General features: G+C 72.5%; 19 protein-coding genes. 9 read left to right on the plus strand and 10 right to left on the minus strand.

Features of this window, described 5'->3' with window-relative positions; genetic code table 11:
• Positions 1–75: 75 nt before the first annotated feature.
• A complete protein-coding gene (locus tag GFH29_RS20275) occupies positions 76–1,530 on the minus strand; it encodes a CCA tRNA nucleotidyltransferase (RefSeq protein ID WP_153325522.1) in 1,455 nt (484 codons plus the stop codon).
• Between the two features lie 76 nt (positions 1,531–1,606).
• Here GFH29_RS20275 and GFH29_RS20280 point away from each other — a divergent pair, with 76 nt between their 5' ends.
• From GFH29_RS20280 to trxA, 7 genes are all read left to right on the plus strand, one after another.
• Positions 1,607–4,126 (plus strand): DUF6049 family protein, encoded by a 2,520-nt coding sequence (locus tag GFH29_RS20280; protein WP_153325523.1) that lies wholly within the window; start codon positions 1,607–1,609, stop codon positions 4,124–4,126.
• A complete protein-coding gene (gene murJ / locus GFH29_RS20285) occupies positions 4,123–5,805 on the plus strand; it encodes a murein biosynthesis integral membrane protein MurJ (protein WP_153325524.1) in 1,683 nt (560 codons plus the stop codon). The genes GFH29_RS20280 and murJ overlap by 4 nt, the downstream gene beginning before the upstream one ends.
• A gap of 71 nt (positions 5,806–5,876) precedes the next feature.
• Entirely contained in the window at positions 5,877–7,895 is a 2,019-nt protein-coding gene (locus GFH29_RS20290; RefSeq protein ID WP_194289044.1) for a protein kinase family protein, read from the plus strand.
• Positions 7,892–8,584: an RNA polymerase sigma factor SigM gene (sigM, locus tag GFH29_RS20295; RefSeq protein WP_153325526.1), complete on the plus strand. Its 693-nt coding sequence runs from the start codon at positions 7,892–7,894 to the stop codon at positions 8,582–8,584. Before GFH29_RS20290 ends, sigM begins: the two co-directional genes overlap by 4 nt.
• 61 nt (positions 8,585–8,645) lie before the next feature.
• Entirely contained in the window at positions 8,646–9,419 is a 774-nt protein-coding gene (locus GFH29_RS20300; protein WP_153325527.1) for a hypothetical protein, read from the plus strand.
• Between the two features lie 97 nt (positions 9,420–9,516).
• On the plus strand, positions 9,517–10,527 hold the full coding sequence (trxB, locus tag GFH29_RS20305) for a thioredoxin-disulfide reductase (RefSeq protein WP_153325528.1): 1,011 nt from the start codon (positions 9,517–9,519) through the stop codon (positions 10,525–10,527).
• A gap of 112 nt (positions 10,528–10,639) precedes the next feature.
• Entirely contained in the window at positions 10,640–10,966 is a 327-nt protein-coding gene (gene trxA / locus GFH29_RS20310; protein WP_153325529.1) for a thioredoxin, read from the plus strand.
• A 41-nt stretch (positions 10,967–11,007) separates the two neighbouring features.
• On the opposite strand, the gene GFH29_RS20315 is transcribed toward trxA, so the two are convergent.
• Positions 11,008–11,715, minus strand: coding sequence for a GNAT family N-acetyltransferase (locus GFH29_RS20315; protein WP_153325530.1), 708 nt, complete (start codon positions 11,713–11,715; stop codon positions 11,008–11,010).
• A 91-nt stretch (positions 11,716–11,806) separates the two neighbouring features.
• Between GFH29_RS20315 and GFH29_RS20320 the strand changes: the two genes are divergently transcribed.
• Together GFH29_RS20320 and GFH29_RS20325 are read left to right on the plus strand one after the other, a co-directional pair.
• On the plus strand, positions 11,807–13,132 hold the full coding sequence (locus tag GFH29_RS20320) for a PLP-dependent aminotransferase family protein (RefSeq protein ID WP_153325531.1): 1,326 nt from the start codon (positions 11,807–11,809) through the stop codon (positions 13,130–13,132).
• A 47-nt stretch (positions 13,133–13,179) separates the two neighbouring features.
• Positions 13,180–13,944 (plus strand): lysophospholipid acyltransferase family protein, encoded by a 765-nt coding sequence (locus tag GFH29_RS20325; protein ID WP_153325532.1) that lies wholly within the window; start codon positions 13,180–13,182, stop codon positions 13,942–13,944.
• A 738-nt stretch (positions 13,945–14,682) separates the two neighbouring features.
• Here GFH29_RS20325 and GFH29_RS20330 read toward each other — a convergent pair.
• The 8 genes from GFH29_RS20330 to rpmH all read right to left on the minus strand — a co-directional run bounded on the left by GFH29_RS20330 (position 14,683) and on the right by rpmH (position 20,065).
• On the minus strand, positions 14,683–15,741 hold the full coding sequence (locus GFH29_RS20330; protein WP_153325533.1) for a ParB/RepB/Spo0J family partition protein: 1,059 nt from the start codon (positions 15,739–15,741) through the stop codon (positions 14,683–14,685).
• Positions 15,738–16,715, minus strand: a complete 978-nt coding sequence (locus GFH29_RS20335) for a ParA family protein (RefSeq protein WP_323368672.1) — start codon at positions 16,713–16,715, stop codon at positions 15,738–15,740. Before GFH29_RS20335 ends, GFH29_RS20330 begins: the two co-directional genes overlap by 4 nt.
• A 284-nt stretch (positions 16,716–16,999) precedes the next feature.
• Complete coding sequence (gene rsmG, locus GFH29_RS20340; protein ID WP_228387655.1) at positions 17,000–17,698, minus strand: 16S rRNA (guanine(527)-N(7))-methyltransferase RsmG; 699 nt, start codon at positions 17,696–17,698, stop codon at positions 17,000–17,002.
• A 50-nt stretch (positions 17,699–17,748) separates the two neighbouring features.
• Complete coding sequence (locus GFH29_RS20345) at positions 17,749–18,255, minus strand: protein jag (protein ID WP_228387919.1); 507 nt, start codon at positions 18,253–18,255, stop codon at positions 17,749–17,751.
• 14 nt (positions 18,256–18,269) lie between these two features.
• Positions 18,270–19,256 (minus strand): membrane protein insertase YidC, encoded by a 987-nt coding sequence (gene yidC, locus GFH29_RS20350; protein WP_153325945.1) that lies wholly within the window; start codon positions 19,254–19,256, stop codon positions 18,270–18,272.
• Between the two features lie 37 nt (positions 19,257–19,293).
• Positions 19,294–19,545 carry a membrane protein insertion efficiency factor YidD gene (gene yidD, locus GFH29_RS20355; protein WP_153325536.1) on the minus strand — a complete coding sequence of 84 codons (252 nt, stop codon included), beginning with the start codon at positions 19,543–19,545 and terminating at the stop codon, positions 19,294–19,296.
• On the minus strand, positions 19,542–19,895 hold the full coding sequence (rnpA, locus tag GFH29_RS20360; RefSeq protein WP_153325537.1) for a ribonuclease P protein component: 354 nt from the start codon (positions 19,893–19,895) through the stop codon (positions 19,542–19,544). Before rnpA ends, yidD begins: the two co-directional genes overlap by 4 nt.
• 32 nt (positions 19,896–19,927) lie before the next feature.
• Entirely contained in the window at positions 19,928–20,065 is a 138-nt protein-coding gene (gene rpmH, locus GFH29_RS20365) for a 50S ribosomal protein L34 (protein WP_153325538.1), read from the minus strand.
• Positions 20,066–20,409: the final 344 nt, after the last annotated feature.

The following is a 20,409-nucleotide window of genomic DNA, read 5'->3' on the forward strand; positions in this document are numbered from 1 at the left end:
ACAGGTATCAATCTCAGCAATTGCGCGGAAAAACACCGACCCCCGGGCCCGGACGCGACCCCCGGGCGCGGGCCCTCAGCCCTGCTGCCGCGCCTGCCACCACGCCAGCAGCTCGGCGCGGGCGGTGGGCTCGTCGAGGGGGCCGCGGTCCATGCGCAGCTCCAGCAGGTGCTGGTAGGCCTGGCCGACGTCGCGGCCGGGGCCGATGCCGAGGATCTCCATGATCTGGTTGCCGTCGAGGTTGGGCCGGATCGAGGCCAGCTCCTCCTCCTCGGAGAGGCGGGCGATACGCTCCTCGAGGTCGTCGTAGGTGCGCCGCAGCCGCTCGGCCTTCCGCTTGTTGCGGGTGGTGCAGTCGGCGCGGGTGAGCACGTGCAGGCGCTCGAGCTGGTCGCCGGCGTCGCGCACGTAGCGGCGTACGGCGGAGTCGGTCCACTCGCCGGTGCCGTAGCCGTGGAAGCGCAGGTGCAGCTCGACGAGGTGGGCGACCGCGTCGATCTCGTCGTTGGAGAAGCGCAGCGCCTTCATCCGCTTGCGGGTGATCTTGGCGCCCACCACGTCGTGGTGGTGGAAGGTGACGGTGCCGTCGTCGACGAAGCGACGGGTGCGCGGCTTGCCGACGTCGTGCATCAGCGCCGCGAAGCGGGAGATGAAGTCGGGCTCCCCGCCGAGGCGGTCCTCGAGCTCCATCGCCTGCTCGAGCACCGTCAGCGTGTGCTCGTAGACGTCCTTGTGGCGGTGGTGCTCGTCGCGCTCCAGCGCCAGCGCCGGCAGCTCGGGCAGCACGTGCGCGGCGATGCCGGTGTCGACCAGCAGGGTCAGGCCGAGGCGGGGGTACGGCGCGCACACCAGCTTGACCAGCTCGTCGCGCACCCGCTCGGCGGAGATGATCGTGATCCGCTCGGCCATCGCGGTCATCGCCGCGACCACCTCCGGGGCCACGGTGAAGCCGAGCTGGGCGGCGAACCGCGCCGCGCGCATCATCCGCAGCGGGTCGTCGGAGAAGGAGTCCTCCGGCGTGCCCGGCGTGCGCAGCACCCGGTGGGCGAGGTCGACCACGCCGCCGTACGGGTCCTCCACGACGCGCCCCGGGATCCGCACCGCCATCGCGTTGACGGTGAAGTCGCGCCGGCCGAGGTCGCCCTCGAGGGTGTCGCCGAAGTCGACGTCGGGCTTGCGTGAGGACGGGTCGTAGGTCTCCGAGCGGTACGTCGTGACCTCGACCACCCACTCGCCCTTGCGGCAGCCGATGGTGCCGAAGGCCCGCCCCATGTCCCAGGTGGCCTCGCCCCAGGATTTGAGGATCTTCTCGGTGGCGTCGGGGCGCGCCGAGGTCGTGAAGTCGAGGTCGTGGTGGTGGCGCCCCAGCATCGCGTCGCGCACCGGGCCGCCGACCAGGGCGAGCTCGTGCCCGGCGGCGGCGAAGCGGCGACCGAGCTCGTCGATGACCGGACCGATCCGGTCGAGCTCGGCGCTCACCGAGCGCTGCACGTCGGCGACGTTCAGGGGCGGCAGCGAGGCGTCGGACACAACGGAGCAGTCTACGGCGGCGTTCCTGCCTCACTGCCATCCCGGGGCTTCCCTGCGCGGCGATAGAGTCACGGCCATGGTCCGCCCCCGGTCGCTGCTGCCTGCCCTCGTGGCGCTCGCGACCCTCGCGGCACCGCTGGGCACCGCCTCCCCGGCCGCAGCGATGCGCCCCGACTCCCCGGTCGCGGGGTCCCAGCCGGTGCCGGCACCCGCCGCACCGGCCAGCCGCTCCAGCCACGCCCGCACCACCGCGGACACCGGTTCGCCGGCGATCTCGACCTCCCTGGCCACCTCCGGGCGCAGCAGCCTCGCGAACGCCGCCACCACCGCTCCCGTGCGTGCCGAGGACGAGGCCCCGCTCGCGATCAGCATCGGCTCGCTCGCCCCCGCGGCGGTCCCCCAGCGCGGTGCGGTGCGGGTCACCGGCACGGTCACCAACCTCGACAACGTGCCGTGGTCGACGATCAACCTCTACCCGTTCGTCTCCGGCGACCCGTTGACCACCCGCGAGGAGCTGACCGGGGCCGCCACCACCGACGCGTCCGCGTTCGTCGGCGAGCGGATCACCGATCCGGGACCGTTCGCGACGATCAAGCGCCTGGCGCCCGGCGAGAGCGCGACGTACACCGTCCGAGTGCCGCGCAGCGCACTCCCGATCAGCGGCGACCCGGGCGTGTACTGGTTCGGCGTCCACGCGCTCGGCGAGTCCAGGACCTCCGCACGCGACGGGCTCGCCGACGGCCGTGCCCGCACCTTCTTGCCGTTGGTCCGCGGCGCCAAGGCCAGCACCCCCGTCGACACCGCGATCGTGGTGCCGCTGCGCCGCCAGGTCGCCCACGCGGACGACGGCTCGCTGGCCGACGTCGACGGCTGGACCAGCACCCTCGCCCCCGGCGGCCGGCTGCGCAGCCTGGTGGAGTTCGGGGCCGCGGCCGGCTCCCGGCCGATCACCTGGCTGGTCGACCCGGCCGTGAGCGACGCCGCACGCCGCCTGGCGGCGGGCAACCCCGCGCGCACCACCGGCCCCACCCTGGACCCCGACGAGGGCGACGACCCCGACCTCGAGGACGACCCCGAGGCCACGGCGGACCCCGAGGCCACGCTGAGCCCCGCCCCCGGCGGCGGGGCCGGTGAGGACGACGGCTCCGGCGAAGGCGACGGCGGGGACGACGCCGACGAGGAGCCGGCCCCGGACCCGGCCGCGGACGCCGCCTCCACCTGGCTCGAGCGCCTCTCCAGCGCACTGGGCTCCGGCCAGGTCCTCGCCCTGCCGTACGGCGACCTGGACGTCTCCGCGGCCGCCGCCCACGACCGGCCGGTCTACCGCCAGGCCCGCGCGCGCTCCGCCGACTCACTGCGCCAGCTCGCCCCGGACGCCACCCCGGTGATCACCTCCCCGGGCGGCTACCTCGAGCGGGGCGCGATGCGGCTGGCGACCAAGGGCACCACGGTGATGATCGGTGACCGGATGCTCGGCGCGGAGTCCGACGCGCCGGGTGTGGTCTCCGTGGACAAGCGCCCGGTGGCGGTCTTCTCCAGCGCCACCGAGACCGGCGGGCCCGGCCCCGACGACCCGCTGGCCCTGGTCGCGGTGCGCCAGCGGCTGCTCGCCGAGGCCGCGGTGCGCCACCTGCAGGCCGACCTGGCGGCGCCGTCCGCCCAGTCCACCACCCCAGCCACCCCCTCTGGTGCCGACGCGGTGAGCCGCGCTGGGGCGACCGCGAGCGGTCCGGACCCCCTCGTCGTGGTGCTCCCCGACAGCTGGGTGCCGGCCGGCACCACCGGCTTCTTCCAGGGCCTCGACCTGCCCTGGCTGCGGCTCACCACCGTCGAGGACATCACCGACGACGCAAGCGCCGAGGTCCCTGAGGTCGCCGAGCGGCTCGACTACCCCGAGAGCGTGCAGTCGCGCGAGCTCACCGCCACCGACTTCGGCGCCGCCCGCGCCCTCGAGCGGGCCGGGCAGACGCTGCAGAACCTGCTGCGCCGCAACGACCGGGTCGCCGGCGAGGTGACCGACGAGGCGCTGACCAACCTCTCCTACGCCAGCCGCGTGCACCCGAGCGCGGCGCGCCGCCGCGCCGAGGCGTCCCGGTCCTGGATCGACACCCGGCTGCGGAGCATCCTCATCGAGGCACCGCCCTCGGTGACCCTGTCCAGCACCAGCGGCCGCTTCTCGGCGACCGTGACCAACAACCTCGACGAGCCGGTCACCGTCGCCATCGACGCGATCGCCGACGGCCCCATCGTCATCGAGGGCCCCGACACCGTCGAGCTGGCCCCCCGCAGCCGGCGTACCGTCCTGCTCACCGCCAGCACCGAGCGGCAGGGCGTCCACAACGTCACGCTGGTCGTGACCGACCTCGAGGGCACCGCCCTCGGCTCCTCCGACCAGCTGCCGATCCGCGCCGCCCAGTTCAGCGTGGTGATCTGGGTGATCATCGGCGTCGGGCTGGCGCTGTTCGTCGGCGCGGTCGCGGTCCGGGTGGTGCGCACCGTGCGCACGCGACGCCGCGCCGCGGAGCAGGACGCCGGCCCCGAGGCGAACGCCGACACCACCGACACCGCTCCCGACTCCCAGGAGACCCCCGCATGAGCGAACCCTCCACCGACGTGCGCGAGGAGGACCGCAAGATCCTCGCCTCGAGCGCGGTGATGGCGGCCGGCACGGTGGTCTCCCGGGCGAGCGGATTCGTGCGTACGGCGCTGCTCGCCGCCGCGCTGGGCGCCGGCCTGCACGCCGACCAGTTCACGATCGCCAACACCGTCCCCAACGCGCTCTACATCCTGCTGGCGGGCGGCGTGTTCAACGCGGTGATGGTGCCGCAGCTGGTGCGGGCGATGAAGCACGACCCGGACGGCGGGGTGGCCTACACCAACCGCATCCTCACCCTCGCGGGCCTCTTCTTGGCGCTGGTGACGCTGGTGCTGGTGCTGGCCGCGCCGCTGGTGATGGACCTCTACCTCAGCGAGCAGTACGGCCAGGCCTCGCTCGCCGCGCAACGCGACTCCGCGATCGACCTGGCCCGCTACTGCCTGCCCCAGGTGTTCTTCTACGGGATGTTCGTGCTGGTCGGGCAGATCCTGAACTCGCGCGGGCGCTTCGGCCCGATGATGTGGGCGCCGATCGCCAACAACCTGATCTCGATCGCGGTGCTGGTCGCCTACCTGATGTCCTTCGGTGCCGCCGAGGGCGCGGGCGCGGACGCGGCGTACACGGTCGATGAGGAGCTGCTGATCGGCCTGGGCTCCACGGCCGGCATCGTCGCGCAGTTCCTGATCCTGATCCCCTACCTGCGCGCCACCGGCTTCCGGTTCCGCCCGCGCTTCGACTTCCGCGGCACTGGTCTGGGCCACACCCTGCGCCTGGGCATGTGGACGGTCCTGTTCGTGGTGGTCAACCAGATCGCCTACACCGTGGTGGTCAACCTCGCCTCGAGCGGCGCCGCGGACGGCGGCACCGGCTACACCGTCTACTCCTTCGCGTTCCTGATCGTGATGGTCCCGCACTCGGTGATCACGGTGTCCCTGGCGACGGCGGTCCTGCCGCGGCTCTCCCGCCAGGCGGCCGACGGCGACCTGACCGCGCTCGGGCGCAGCCTGGGCGGCACGCTGCGCACGGCGCTGGCGGTGATGGTCCCGTTCGCGGCGCTGCTGCCGCTGGTGGCTCCCGAGCTCGCCCGCATCCTGTTCGGTTTCGGCGCCTCGGCCGACTCGATCGGCGCCTACGCCCCGACGCTGGCGGTCTTCGGCCCCGGCATCCTGCTCTTCACGGTGCACTACCTGGTGCTGCGCGGCTTCTACGCCCTGGAGCAAACCCGCACGGTGTGCCTCAACCAGTGCTGGGTGGCGCTGACCAACATCGTGGTGGCCCTGGTCGCGGTGCGCGCGGTCGACCCCGAGCACACCGCGCCCGCGCTGGCGGCGGCGTACGCGGCGTCGTACCTCGTCGGCAGCGTGCTCTCCTACGGCGTCCTGCGCCGGCGCATCGGCACCCTGGACGACGCCCGGCTGGTGCGGTTCCTGGTGCGCCTGGTGCTGATCACGGTGCTCACCACGGCCGTCGCGGCGGTGCCGGCGCTCACCCTCGACCGCTGGTCCGGGACCGACAGCTGGCCCGGCGCGGTCCTGGTCGCCGGGGTGACCCTCGGCGTCGCCGGCGTGGTCTACCTGCTCCTCGCCCGCGCCTTCCGGCTGCGTGAGGTGACCGACGTCATCGAGACCATCACCCGGCGACTCCCTGGCACCCGCCGCAAGGACCGCGGCCTACCATGAGCCGCGGGCCGGTGAACGGCCCCACAGCACCGAGCAGCCGACGACAGCAGGGAAGGAGTCGCAGGGTCCACGTGCCACTGTCGAACCGGCCCGGCGACGTCCTCGCCGGACGCTACCGCCTCGTCGACCTGCTCAGCGAGAGCAAGGGTGGGCGGTTCTGGCGTGCCCACGACCAGATCCTGGAGCGCCACGTCGCCCTCCACGTCATCGACGCGGACGACCCGCGCGCCGAGCAGCTGATCGAGGCCGCGCGCCGCTCCGCGCGCATCCACGACCCGCGCATCCTGCGGGTGCTGGACGCCGAGCGCACCGGCGGCCTCTGCTACGTCGTCAACGAGTGGGGCTCGGGCATCGCCCTGGACCACCTGGCTGCGACCCACGGCCCGCTCCCGCCGCGTCGCGCGGCCTGGCTGGTCGGTGAGGTCGCCGAGACGATGGCGCGCGCCCACGACGCGGGCGTCGCCCACGGCCGCCTGGTGCCCGAGAACGTCCTGATCGACCGCACCGGCTCGGTCCGCGTCATCGGCCTGGCCGTGGACGCCGCCCTGCACGGCCTGCCGACCGACCGGCTCGCGACCGACGTCACCAACCTCGCCGGCCTGCTCTACTGCACGCTGACCGGTCGGTGGGCCGGCCTGGCCGCCTCCGACGTACCGCCCGCCCCCACCGACCACGGCCACGTGCTGCGTCCGCGCCAGGTGCGCGCCGGGGTGCCCCGGCCGCTCGACGCGCTCTGCGATGAGCTGCTCAACCCCACGCTCCCGCGGGGACGCGAGCTCGGGCTGCGCTCGGCGCGCGACATCGCGGACTTCCTCGCCGACTTCGTGGGCGACCCCACCGGGATCCCCGAGGAGATGGCCGCGCTGCGCATGCACCGCAGCCCGGAGACGGTGGTGCTGCCACCGGTCCCGGAGATGGCGCTGCACGAGCCGCGCCACAGCTCCCGCGCCCCCGAGCCCCCGCGCGACCCGCAGCCGCGCCGGTACGCCGGGGAGCCGCGCGACGACGACGCCGAGGCGGCCCGCGAGCCGGACGCGACCGAGACCGTGCGCACGCCCGTGGCCGCCACGCCCGCGGAGGGCACTCCCGTCGCGCTCCCGGCCGACAGCACCCGCACCACCGCCGTCCCCACCGCGCCCGGCGTTGGCACCGCCGCCGACGACACCGACCCGGGTGCGACCTCGGTCGTGCCCGACGGCCTTCCGACCCAGGCCGGGATGCCGGTCTTCGACGACGAGAGCGACGACGTGTCCTGGCTGGCGCGCTCCGCGGAGCCCGCGCCTCCGCCGCCGCCGTTCGAGGAGCCGCCGGAGCGCCCGCTCTTCGCCCCCGAGCCGGCCGACGGCGCTCCGGTGCGCCGTCCGCGTGCCTCCGCCGTACCGTCCGAGACGCCGAGCGACTTCTGGCCCTGGGACACCGCCGACGGGCGCCACAACGGCACCGGGCTCCCGGTCGTCCCGCCCGACGAGAGCACCGACGTGCCCGGACGCAGCTCGCTGCGCGTGGCCATGGTGATCGCGGCCAGCCTGCTGCTGCTGATCGCGGTGGTCGTGGCGATCAACCTCGGGCGCGGCAAGACTGTCCTCGGCAGCGACCCCGGCGACGACCCGACCCGCACCCCGGACGTCTCCGCGGCCGCGCTGCAGCCGCTGTCGGTCACCGGCACCGGCGACCTCGACCCGCAGGGCGACGACGGCGGGGAGTACCCCGAGCTGACCGCCCTCGCCACCGACGGCGACGACGCCACCGTGTGGACCACCCAGACCTACCTCCAGCAGTTCGGCCCGGGCGGGCTCAAGAGCGGGGTCGGCCTGGTGCTCGACCTCGGCAGCAGCCAGGACGTCGCCGAGGTCCAGCTCACCCTGCGCGGCGAGCCGACCACTGTCGAGGTCTTCGTCAGCGACACCGCGCCGACCACGACGCCGAGCGACGCCGGATCGCCCGCGGCGACCCGGGAGATCGGCGCCTCGGGCACGATCACCCTCGAGGAGCCGGTGCGCGGGCGCTACGTCACCCTGTGGCTGACCTCGCTGCCGTCGGTCTCCGACGGGTTCCGCGCCGAGGTGGCCGAGGTCGTGGTGCGCGGATGAGCGAGCCCCACCCAGGACCGGCGACCTCCCGCTCCGACGCCGAGCTGCTCGCCGCCCACGTGGCCGGCGACCACGACGCGTTCGGCGAGCTCTTCGCCCGGCACCGCGACCGGCTGTGGGCCATCGCGCTGCGCACCTCTGGCAACGCCGAGGACGCCGCCGACGGCCTCCAGGACGGCATGATCGCGGCGTACCGCCGGGCCGCGAGTTTCCGCGGCGACGCGGCGGTCACCACCTGGTTGCACCGCGTGGTCGTCAACGCCTGCCTCGATCGCCACCGCGCCGCCCGGGTGCGGCGTACCGAAGCACTCCCCGAGGACCTCGAGGAGTACGGCGGCCGCGGGTCGCTGCGCTCGGCGACCGGCGAGGCCGAGGATCCCGCGGAGCAGAGCGCGCGCCACGACGAGCGCCGCGCCGTGCTCGAGGCGCTGCGGCAGCTGGCACCCGAGCAGCGGGCCGCGGTCGTGCTGGTGGACATGGAGGGCTACTCCGTGGCCGAGGCGGCCGCGATCCTCGAGTGCGCGGTCGGCACCGTGAAGTCCCGGTGCTCCCGGGGCCGGGCCCGGCTGGCCACCCTCCTGGGGCTCGCGCGGCGCGGTGAGCCAGCACACGCCCCGGAGCGGAACCGGACCACCGACCCCGGCGTCGGACAAAGACACGGCACCCCACCCACCGCGCCCGCGCCATGAACCCCGCCTCGCCCCGTACGCCCGCCCCGCACTCCCGCCCCCCGCAGAGAGGAGGCCGACCGTGACCCGCCCCGACGACGACCAGGACGCACAGGTCCGCCGCCTCCTGCGCGAGGCCCGCCACGACGAGCCGGTCCCCGACGACGTCGCCACCCGCCTCGAGCGGGTGCTCGCCCAGCTCGCCGCCGACGACCCCGCCGACGTCCCGGACCCTGACGAGGTCGCCGCACGACGCCGGCGCCGTGCCGGAGGTCTGCTGGTGGCCGCGGCCGCCGTGGTCGTCGCCGGCGTGGCCATCGGCCAAGTCGTCGACCCCGGCGACAGCGCCTCCTCGGACAGCGATGCCACCAGCGCGCAGGACACGTCGGCCGACGAGGCCACCTCCGCGCCCTCGGAGGGTGCCGTCCGGAGCACCCTCCCCCGACGCCAGGCGCCCTCCCCGACCGGTGACCCGGTCGAGGTGCAGGCCGACCACTTCACCCGCGACGCCCGCGCGCTCCTGCGGGCCACCGAGGGCAAGGCCGCATACTCCGCCGGCTCGGGCGGCGCCGGCGCGGCGGACTCCGACGACCGGGTCGAGCGCTACCGCGACCGGGCACCGGCCCCACACGCGCAGTCCGGGCCCACCGACGAGCTGAGCGCCGCGGCCCGGGGCAACGCCTGGTTCTCCTGCGACCCCGCCCCCTGGGGCCCCGGGCGCCTCGTGGCGGTGCGCTACGACGGCGAGCCGGCAGTGGTCGCCGTACGACCTGCCGCCGGTGACACCCGGGTCGTGGAGGTGCTGCAGTGCGGCACCGGCGCGATCCTCCGCTCGGTGACGCTGCCGCGCCGCTGAGCGTCCTCGGGACGCGGTCGGCGCGGGAACATCCCTCGCCTACGATCGGTTCTCGAGGTGTCACCTCCGACCAACCCCGATCCATCGAGAGGACGTCATGTCCGAGACCCGCAACGTGATCATCATCGGCTCCGGGCCGTCCGGCTACACGGCCGCCGTGTACGCCGCGCGCGCCAGCCTGCAGCCCCTCGTCTTCGAGGGCTCGGTGACCGCCGGCGGCGCGCTGATGAACACCACCGAGGTCGAGAACTTCCCGGGCTTCCGCGACGGCATCATGGGCCCCGCGCTGATGGACGAGATGCGCGCCCAGGCCGAGCGCTTCGGCGCCGAGCTGGTCGCCGACGACGTGGTCGAGGTCGACCTCACCGGTGAGATCAAGGTCGTGAAGACCGCCACCGACACCTACACCGCCCGCGCGGTGATCCTGGCCACCGGCTCGGGCTACCGCAAGCTCGGCCTGCCCAACGAGGAGGAGCTCTCCGGTCGTGGGGTGTCGTGGTGCGCGACCTGCGACGGCTTCTTCTTCCGCGACCAGCACATCGCGGTCGTCGGCGGCGGCGACTCTGCCGTCGAGGAGGCCACGTTCCTCACCCGCTTCGCCTCGAAGGTCTCCCTGATCGTGCGCCGCGACGAGCTGCGCGCCTCCAAGATCATGGCCGAGCGCGCGTTCGCCGACCCCAAGCTCGAGATCGAGTGGAACAGCGTCGTGGAGTCCATCAACGGCTCCGACCGCCTGGAGTCGGTGACCCTCAAGGACACCGTCACCGGCGAGACCCGCGACCTCGCGGCGACCGGCCTGTTCATCGCGATCGGCCACGACCCGCGCTCGGAGCTGCTGACCGGCCAGGTCGACGTCGACGACGACGGGTACGTCGTGGTCGCGCACCCCTCCACCGCCACCAACCTGCCCGGTGTCTTCGCCGCCGGCGACCTGGTGGACCACCACTACCGCCAGGCGATCACCGCGGCCGGCACCGGTTGTGCCGCCGCGCTGGACGCCGAGCGCTACCTCGCCCAGCTCGACCACACCACCGCCACCGCCGGTGAGGCGCAGCAGACCGTGGCCGCGTCGGCCGATGACGAGCAGGTCCAGACCGCCGGCCTCTGAGCACCCACCGAGCACCAGGCACCACGTCCCGGGCGCGGGAACATCGCACCGGGGACGGGTGTTGCACCAGCACAGCCGTCAGCCTGATCAGCAACCACCGAAGGGAACCACCGTGGGCAACATCACCGCCGTGACCGACGCCGAGTTCGAGGCGCAGGTCCTCAAGTCCGAGAAGCCCGTCCTGGTCGACTTCTGGGCGGAGTGGTGCGGGCCGTGCCGCCAGGTCGCCCCGATCCTCGACGAGATCGCCGGCAGCCACGGCGACAAGATCACGTTCTTCAAGATGAACGTGGACGAGAACCCCGTCACCCCCTCGTCGTACCGGGTGACCGGCATCCCGACGATCAACGTCTACCAGGGCGGCGAGGTCGTGAAGACGATCGTCGGCGCGCGCCCGAAGGCCGCCATCCTCAACGAGCTCTCCGAGTTCATCGCCTGAGCGGTCATCGCCTGAGCGGTCATCGCCTGAGCGACGCACTCTCACGAGGCCCTCGACGCACCGCCCACCCGGGTGGGGGTCGGGGGCCTCGCCGTTCGTGGGCCCGGGCGCACCGCGCCCACCAGCTTGCCGATCGCGGCCTCGACCTCGTCGCGCCAGGTCAGCGCCGCGCGCAGGCTCATCCGCATCCGCGGCGTCAGCGGGTGCGCGCGCTGGGTCTTGAACCCGACGCTGCCCAAGAAGCCCGCCGGCACCACGCACCCGCACCCCGCCAGCCCGGGCAAACCCGGCAGCCCAGGCACCGGGCGCCGCTCCGGACGGGTGGTCGCGAACGCCTCGACCGCCGCGATCCCGCCGCGCTGCACCAGGTCGCGGGCCACGCCCTGGATCAGCATCCGCCCGAGCCCGCCCCCGGCGTACTCCGCATCGACGTGGACGGTGGTGAGCAGGACGGCGTCCGGGGAGACCGGCGCCGTCGGGAACGCCGCCGCGCCCGGCACGTACGCCGCCGGCGCATAGATCGCCCAGCCGACGGGGCGGCCCTCGACCAGGACGACCCGCCCGCACGAGCCCCAGTCGCGCAGCAGCTCGCTGACCCAGGCCTCCTTCTCGGCCGCGGCGCGCTCCGGTGGGACCCGCTCGCGGCGTACCGGGTCGAGCTCCCAGAACAGGCAGGAGGCACAGCGCTCGCCGCGCTCGCCGAGCTCCGCGAGATGGTCCACGGTGAGCCGGACGACCTTGCGCGACACGGTGACCTCCCGGTGCTGTGACGGGACAGACGCGACCAAACCGCGATCCGCACGTGCGGTCACGGCGTCGATCGTCCATGCTAGAGGGATCATGGATCAGACGCCTTCACGCCCGCCCAGCGCCCGCCTCGACGCGTTTGTCGATCGCTACGCTGCACGCACCGCGGGCATGACGGCCTCGGAGATCCGAGCCCTGTTCGCGGTGGCCTCCCGACCCGAGGTCGTCTCCCTCGCCGGCGGCATGCCCAACATCTCCGGGCTGCCCCTCGACGTCGTCGGCGGCGCGATCAGCGATCTGGTCGCCCAGCAGGGCGCGGTCGCGATGCAGTACGGCTCCGGTCAGGGCGTCCCCGAGCTGCGCGAGCAGATCACCGACGTGATGCGGCTCGAGGGCATCGAGGCCCACCCCGACGACGTCGTGGTCACCGTGGGCTCCCAGCAGGCCGTCGACCTGGTGACGCGGGTGTTCTGCGACCCGGGCGACGTGGTGCTGTGCGAGGCCCCGTCGTACGTCGGGGCGCTGGGCGTCTTCAAGTCCTACGAGTGCGAGGTCGTGCACGCCGAGATGGACGCCCACGGGCTGGTGCCCGAGGCGCTGCGCCAGGCGATCGCGGCGGTGAAGGCCGCCGGCAAGACGATCAAGTTCCTCTACACGATCCCCAACTTCCACAACCCCGCCGGCGTCTCGCTCTCGGCGGAGCGGCGCCCGGAGATCCTCGAGATCTGCCGCGCCGAGGGCATCCTCATCCTCGAGGACAACCCCTACGGCCTGCTCGGCTTCGACCGCGAGCCGATGCGCGCGCTGCGCGCCGACTCCCCCGACAACGTCATCTACCTGGGCTCCTTCTCCAAGACCTTCGCCCCGGGCTTCCGGGTCGGCTGGGCGCTCGCGCCGGCGCCGGTGCGCGAGAAGCTGGTGCTGGCCCAGGAGTCCGCGACCCTGTGTCCCCCGCAGTTCTCCCAGATGGCGATCTCGGCCTACCTCGCGAACCACGACTGGCAGGGCCAGATCAAGCAGTTCCGCGAGATGTACCGCGGCCGGCGCGACGCGATGGTCGACGCCCTGTCGGACCTGATGCCGGCCAGCTGCCGCTGGAACGTCCCCGACGGCGGCTTCTACGTCTGGCTCACGCTCCCCTCCGGCGTCAACGCCAAGGCGATGCTCCCCCGGGCCGTGACCGCGCGTGTGGCCTACGTCCCCGGCACCGCGTTCTACGCCGACGGTTTCGGCTCCCACGCGATGCGCCTGTCGTTCTGCTATCCCACCCCCGAGCGGATCCGGGAGGGCGTACGCCGCCTCGCCGGCGTGCTCGAGGCCGAGATGGAGCTGCGCGCCACCTTCGGCGCCCCCGACCAGGGCAAGCCGGCCCTCGGCAGCAGCAGCGGCTACGACAGCCCGCGCGTCGACCTGACCTGAGCCCCACCGTCCACCGCACTGACCGAGTCGACAGACAGGCCTGACGCATGCGCGACCTCACCTATCCGCCGGTCATCGCGACCGCCAAGACCGCCTTCCGGGTGCTGGGGCAGCAGATCGTGCTGACCGGCACCGACCAGGTGCCCCGGGAGGGCGGCGTCCTGCTGGCGTTCAACCACGTCAGCTACCTGGACTTCATCTACGGCGGCCTGGCCGCGCACCCCTCGCGGCGCCTGGTGCGGTTCATGGCGAAGAAGGAGATCTTCGACCACCCGGTCGGCGGTCCGGTGATGCGCTCGATGCACCACATCGCGGTCGACCGCGGGGAGGGTCTCGCGTCCTTCAACGAGGCCGTCGAGCGGCTTCGGGTCGGCGAGGCCGTGGGGATCTTCCCGGAGGCGACGATCTCGCGCTCCTTCGAGCTCAAGGAGTTCAAGACCGGCGCCGTACGAATCGCCGCGGCCGCCGGCGTACCGCTCGTGCCCGTCATCCTGTGGGGCACCCAGCGGATGATGACCAAGGGCCACCCCAAGGACTTCTCCCGCGGGACGAGCATCGCCATCACCGTCGGCGAGCCGCTGCACCCCACCGCCGAGACCGCCCTCGAGGACAACGCCGAGCTGCACAGCCGGATGTCGGTGATGCTCGACAAGACGATCTCGGCCTACCCAGCCGAGGAGCAGCCTCCGGGCTCCTGGTGGCTCCCTGCACGCTTCGGGGGCTCCGCGCCCACCCTCGAGGAGGCCGAGCGCCTCGACGCCGCCGAGAAGCGCGAGCGCGCCGCCCGCCGCGCCGCCAAGCGCCGCTCCTGATCCACCCCCCGGCCCCTCGCCCAGTCGGCGCCGATGGTCGCGCGACGGGAGTACGCCAGCCGCGCACCTAGCTCGGTTGCCTGCGTTCAGCCTCAGAGAGCCAGTCATGCGGGCGACGACTGCTCACGTCGAACGGCTCCCGGCTGCCGCGCCCACTCGCCGGGCTCTGGCGCAGTTTGGGTAGCGCGCCTGGTTCGGGACGAGGAAGCCGCAGGTTCAAAATCCTGTCAGCCCGACACCGGTCAGGAGCCGGATCCGCTCAGGCGGGTCCGGCTCCTGTCATTTCCGCGAGTGGGCGCCAATGGTTGCGCGAGTCGGCGCCAATGGCGGCGCAGGTATCGACTCATGCGGTCAGGACTCCCGACTCGAGCGTCACAAGTCTCGACTCGACCGTGCTCCCGCACCACTCACGCCGACTCGACGCGCCATTGACGCCGACTCGGCGAGCGTGCGTGCCCCCACAAAGGGAGCGACTGATGGATCAAGCGATTCTGTGATTCAGCGATTTGTTACTAGATCCTTTTGTCGACAAAGCGACATGTCGATTAGATGACGCGGTCGGTCCGGTTGCGGGGGTCCATGATGTCCACGAGGCCGGGAGGGATGCGCTGACCACACGTTGCGCAGGCGGTCCTGCAGGGCAGCGTCCTCCACCGCCAGCAGGGAGCGGGAGTGCCCGCCCGTGAGCACGCCGGCGATTTGTTGCTAGATCACTTTGTCGACAAAGCGACATGTCGATTAGATGACTCGATCCGTCCGGTTGCGGGGGTCCATGATGTCCACGATGCGCTGGAGGTCCTCCATCGTGGCGAACTCGACGGTGATCTTGCCCTTGCTGCGGCCCAGATCGACCTTCACGCGGGTCTCGAAGCGGTCTGCGAGGCGGTCGGAGTACTCCACGAGGCCGGGAGGGATGCGCTGGGCGCTGCGACCGCGCGGGGACGGGGCGCGGCCACGCTCGCCGACGGCTACGATCTCCTCCAGGCCACGCACGCTGATGCCCTCGGCGACCACGCGCTGCGCCAGGCGGTCCTGCAGGGCAGGGTCCTCGACCGCCAGCAGGGAGCGGGCGTGCCCGGCCGAGAGCACGCCGGCCGCGACCCGTCGCTGTACGGCGGGGCTGAGCTTGAGCAGTCGCAGCGTGTTGCTGATCTGCGGGCGCGACCGCCCCAGCCGACGGGCCAGCTCCTCGTGCGTGCACCCGAAGTCCTCGAGCAGCTGGGCGTAGGCGGAGGCCTCCTCCAGCGGGTTGAGGTCCGAGCGGTGCAGGTTCTCCAGCAGCGCGTCGCGCAGCATGTCGGTGTCGTCGGTGTCGCGCACGATCGCGGGGATCGTGTCGCGTCCGGCCACCTGGCTGGCGCGCCACCGGCGCTCGCCCATGATGAGCTCGTAGGCCTCCGGACCGGTACGCCGGACGACCACCGGCTGCAGCAGGCCGATCTCGTTGATCGAGTGGACCAGCTCCGCCATCGCCTCCTCGTCGAAGACCGAGCGCGGCTGAGCACGGTTGGGGACGATCTGCTCGATCGGGATCTCGGCGAAATAGGCGCCGTCGACCGGCGCGAGCCCTCCAGAACCGTCAGGAGAGGCGTTCTGAGAGCCCTCAGGAGCCTCCCGGACCTCATTTCGCCCCGCCGCGGGCGCCCCGGGAGCGCTCAGATCGCCTCCTGACGAACTCGCGGACTCCTCAGGAGCCGCAGAATCGTCGTGGGAGGGCGCCGAAACGGGTGCCGTGGGGATCAGCGAGCCGAGTCCGCGGCCGAGTCCGCGGCGCTGGGGCGGACGAGTCGTGCTCACGCGGGCCCTCCGGGGGTGCTCGACGGGGTCGCCGCCTTACTGACGGCCTTGCTGGCGATCTCGCGGGCCGCCTCGAAGTAGCTCAGCGCACCCGGTGACCCCGGATCGTAGGTCATCACGGTCTGTGCGTACGACGGCGCCTCGGACACGCGCACCGATCGGGGGATGGCGGTGCGCAGCACCTGCTCCCCGAAGTGCTCGCGGACCTCCTCCGCCACGCCGGCGGCCAGTCGCGTGCGGGCGTCGTACATCGTGATCAGGATCGTGGAGACGGACAGATGAGGGTTGAGGTGCGCGCGCACCATCTCCACCGTCTCCAGGAGCTGACCCAGGCCCTCCAGGGCGTAGTACTCGGCCTGGATCGGGATCATCATCTCATCGCCCGCGACGAGCGCGTTGAGCGTCAGCAGCCCGAGCGACGGGGGGCAGTCCACGAAGACGTAGTCGAAGCGGTCCTCCCCGGCGCTCGCCTCGTCACCGACCAGCGGGTGCCCGTGGATGGCGCGACGCAGCCGGTTCTCCCGCGCCACGACGCTCACCAGCTCGATCTCCGCGCCGGCGAGGTCGATCGTGGCCGGCACGACCATCAAGTTGTCGACATCGGGACAGGGTGTGGTGACCTCCGTCAGCGGGACGCCGTCGACCAGTGCGTCGTACGTCGAGGGGACGCCGCGGCGATGCTCGATGTTCAGGGCGGTCGAGGCGTTGCCCTGCGGGTCGAGATCGATCACCAGCACGCGCTGCCCGAGCTGTGCCATCGCCACGGCGACGTTGACCGTCGAGGTGGTCTTGCCGACGCCACCCTTCTGGTTCGCGACCACGAACACCCGGGTGCTCGCCGGCCGGGGGACCAGGTGACGACCCGAGGTGAAGGACCGGCGCGCCAGCACGCTGTGCTCGGCGGCCTTGGCCAGGGGAGTCGTGTTCATGTCGAGGTCACTGGCGTACGGCGCCATCTCGCCCGCCGTGCGCACCGTGAAACCGGGGGATGTTTCACGTGGAACAGCCGAGCCCGCGGATCCGGTTTCACGTGAAACAGCGGCGGCGCCGGTCGTCGTTTCACGTGAAACGGGGGCGGCCGCAGCGGATGCTCGGGAGCCCCCGTTCACCGCCCCTCCCTGTGGATAATTTCCCTCATCCTGTGGAGAGTCAGGCGTGGAGGGCACCTTTTCACCGGTGGATAACTCTGGGGACACCGCATCGTTCACGGGCGGGGATCCGGCCTGGGTGGTGCCGGAGCCCTGACGTTCGTCGTCGCTCACGAACCCTGCTTTCGTCTCGGGCGGGACTTCTTGGCGCGGGCGCGGCGGGCAGGCTTGTCCGCTCCGGCCGCGGTCCCGGACGGCCAAGATACCTTCGCGGGATCGGCCCAGGCCACTCGGAGGGCCACGGTGGTCTCGGCGAGGACGCCCTCGCCGAGGACGCGCACCTCGGGCTCGGCGCAGCCCCACGCGTGCAGGTCGTCGGCCGCGACCGCGATCTCCTCGTGCACCGAGGATCCCTTCATCGCCACCAGCGCCCCGGTGGGAGCAACGAGCGGCATCGACCAGCCCAGCAGGCGGCCCAGGGGGGCCACCGCCCGCGAGGTCACGACGTCGAAGGTCTCCGCGCCGTGCAGGGCGTCGGCCCGGCCGCGAAAGACCCGGACGTGGGTGAGCTCGAGCTCGTCGACGACCTCCTGCAGGAACGTCGTACGGCGCAGCAGCGGCTCCACGAGGGTGATCTGGAGGTCCGGGCGCGCGATCGCCAGCACCAGGCCGGGAAGCCCGGCGCCCGATCCGATGTCACACACCGTCGCATCGGAGGGGATCCACTCGCCGAGCACGGCGCAGTTGAGGAGGTGGCGGTCCCACAGCCGGGGGGCCTCGCGGGGCCCGATCAGGCCGCGGACGACGCCTTCGGTGGCGAGCAGGTCGGCATAACGCTGCGCGAGGGGCAGCCGCTGGGACGAGAACACCCTCCGCGCCACCTCGGGCGCGGAGGGTGTTTCACGTGAAACGTCGCTCATCAGCTGGGCAGGATCACCACGTGGCGACGGGGCTCGACGCCCTCGGACTCCGAGACCAGGCCGGCCTCGGCGACGGCGTCGTGGACGACCTTGCGCTCGAACGGCGACATCGGCGCCAGCGAGACCGGCGCGCCGGTCTCGCGGACCTGCGCGACCTTCTCCGCAGCCAGGCGCTCGAGCTGCGAGCGGCGGTCGGCGCGGAAGCCGGAGATGTCCAGCATCAGCCGCGAGCGCTCGCCGGTCTCGCGGTAGACCGCGAGACGGGTCAGCTCCTGCAGCGCCTCCAGGACCTCGCCGTTGGACCCGACCAGCTGGCTCAGGTCGGCACCCACGATCGAGACCGCGGCGCGGTCACCCTCGACGTCCATGTCGAGATCGCCGTCGAGATCGGCGATGTCGAGCAGCTCCTCGAGGTAGTCGGCCGCGATGTCACCCTCGTTCTCCAGCTGTGCGAGCCGGTCGGTGCTGGCGCCCTCGGGCGCGATCTCCTCGCCGTTCACGGGCACGGTGCTCTCCTCGGTCACTTCTTGCCTCCCTGGGGGCCGCTCTTGGGGGAGCCGCCCGGCTTCTTGCTGGTCTTCTTGCGCTGCTCGCGCGTCTGCTTCTGGGGCTGCGGGCGAACGGCCGGACGGCGGTCCGCCTGCGGCTCGGTCGGTGCGGCAGTGGGGTCCTCGACCAGGGTGCCCTTGCGGACCGCCTTGGCGCGGTCGCGCTCCTCCTTGGCCTTGAACGCCGGGGTGCCGGGCGCCGGGTTGTTGCGGATGACGTAGAACTGCTGGCCCATGGTCCACAGGTTCGAGGTGGTCCAGTAGAGCAGCACACCGATCGGGAACGCCACACCACCGAGGCCGAAGGCCACCGGGAGCACGTAGAGCAGCATCTTCTGCTGCTGGGCGTAGGGCCCGGACAGCGCGTCCGCAGGCATGTTCTTGGCCATCAGCTGACGCTGGGTGGTGAACGTCGTGGCCGTCATCGCGAGCACCAGCACCAGCGCGGCGAGCATGACCGTGAGGTCACCGTTGTCGCCCCAGGTGCGCGCGCCCCAGAAGGAGTCCTTCAGCGGGATCAGGTCGAACAGACGCGAGTTCCGGAAGTCGCGGGCCAGCTCCGCGGTCAGGAAGCCGTGCGCCGTCTCCTTCCTCGCGGCCTGGTCGAGGATGCGGAACAGTGCGAAGAAGATCGGCATCTGCACCAGGATCGGCAGGCACGAGGCGAACGGGTTGGTGCCCGAGTCCTTGTACAGCTTCATCGTCTCCTGGGCGAGACGCTCCCGGTCGTGGCCGTACTTCTTCTGCAGCTCCTTCACCTTGGGCTGGATGAGCTGCATGTTGCGGCTGGACTTGATCTGCTTGACGAACAGCGGGATCAGCGCCGCACGCACCACCAGGGTCAGGCCGATGATCGACAGCACCCAGGCCGCACCACCGTCACTGTCCAGGCCGAGCTGGGTGAACAGCCAGTGCCACGCGACCAGAGGCGCGGAGATGATGTAGTACAGCGGCGTCATGATGAACGAGCCGATGGCGCTGAAGAATCCCACGGATTCAGGCTCCTTGCTGGGGTGAGGGAGACGAGGCTCCGGGGCGGTCCGGGACGGGGTCGTAACCGCCGGCCGCCCACGGGTGACAGCGTGCCAGACGTCGTACGGCGAGCCAGCTCCCACGCAGGCTCCCGTGCGTGCGCACGGCCTCCAGCGCGTAGGCGGAGCAGGACGGGTGGTAGCGGCAGACCTGGCCGTAGAGCGGGCTGATCACCGCGCGGTAGGCGCGGAGCAGGCCGATCAGGACGTACTTCATGCCAGCACCCGGCCCAGACCCTTGTCGAGGTCGGCCGCGAGCTGCGCCGAGGAGGCCTGCGCGGCCGCCGGAAGTGCGCGGACCACGAGCACAGCAGAGCCCGGGAGCGACGAGAGTCGTTCCCGGGCCTGGTGTCGGAGCCGCCGCTTCACACGGCTGCGTACGACGGAGTTGCCGACCGCCTTGCTCACGACGAAGCCGACCCGCGGCACGCCGGGGTCGGCATCGGTGCTGCTGTCCACCTCGAGCAGGAGGTGCACCACGAGGGTGCGGGTCCCGGCCCGGCGGCCTCGACGTGATGCGGCGCGGAAAAGATCCCCGTCGGTCAGTCGGTGAGGCCTGGTGAGCACGGACGCAGCGTTGTGACGGTCGAGAGCCCCCGTCAGACGGCGAGGCTCTTGCGGCCCTTACGGCGTCGCGCGGTCAGGATGGCACGGCCAGCGCGGGTACGCATGCGCAGGCGGAACCCGTGCACCTTGTGGCGACGACGGTTGTTCGGCTGGTAGGTACGCTTGCTCACGAGCTTCTCTTTCGGTGGTGGTTCGCGGTGTGTCCCCGCCGGGCTGATCGGCAGTGCCGCCACGCGCCCGGAACCCCGGGCCAGCGACGTTCGGCAGGCACCGCCCACCCACGGTGACGGGGAAGCCTCCGTGGACGTGCGGCACCGGTCGACTCCGGCAGACCGGCCAACGGTACGCGCTGGCGAAGATCAGGGTCAAACCGGTGAACGGCCGTGTGGCACCACTCTACGGGCGGCGTGTGCGAGACGTGCAGCACCCTGTGGATGACGGCTTGCCGCAGCCCTTGACCGGGCGTTACGTTCGGTGCCCCGACGCCCGCCCCCTTCCTCCTCGCGAGGGACGG

Origin of the sequence: Nocardioides sp. dk884 (assembly GCF_009557055.1) — a bacterium.
GTDB lineage: Bacteria > Actinomycetota > Actinomycetes > Propionibacteriales > Nocardioidaceae > Nocardioides.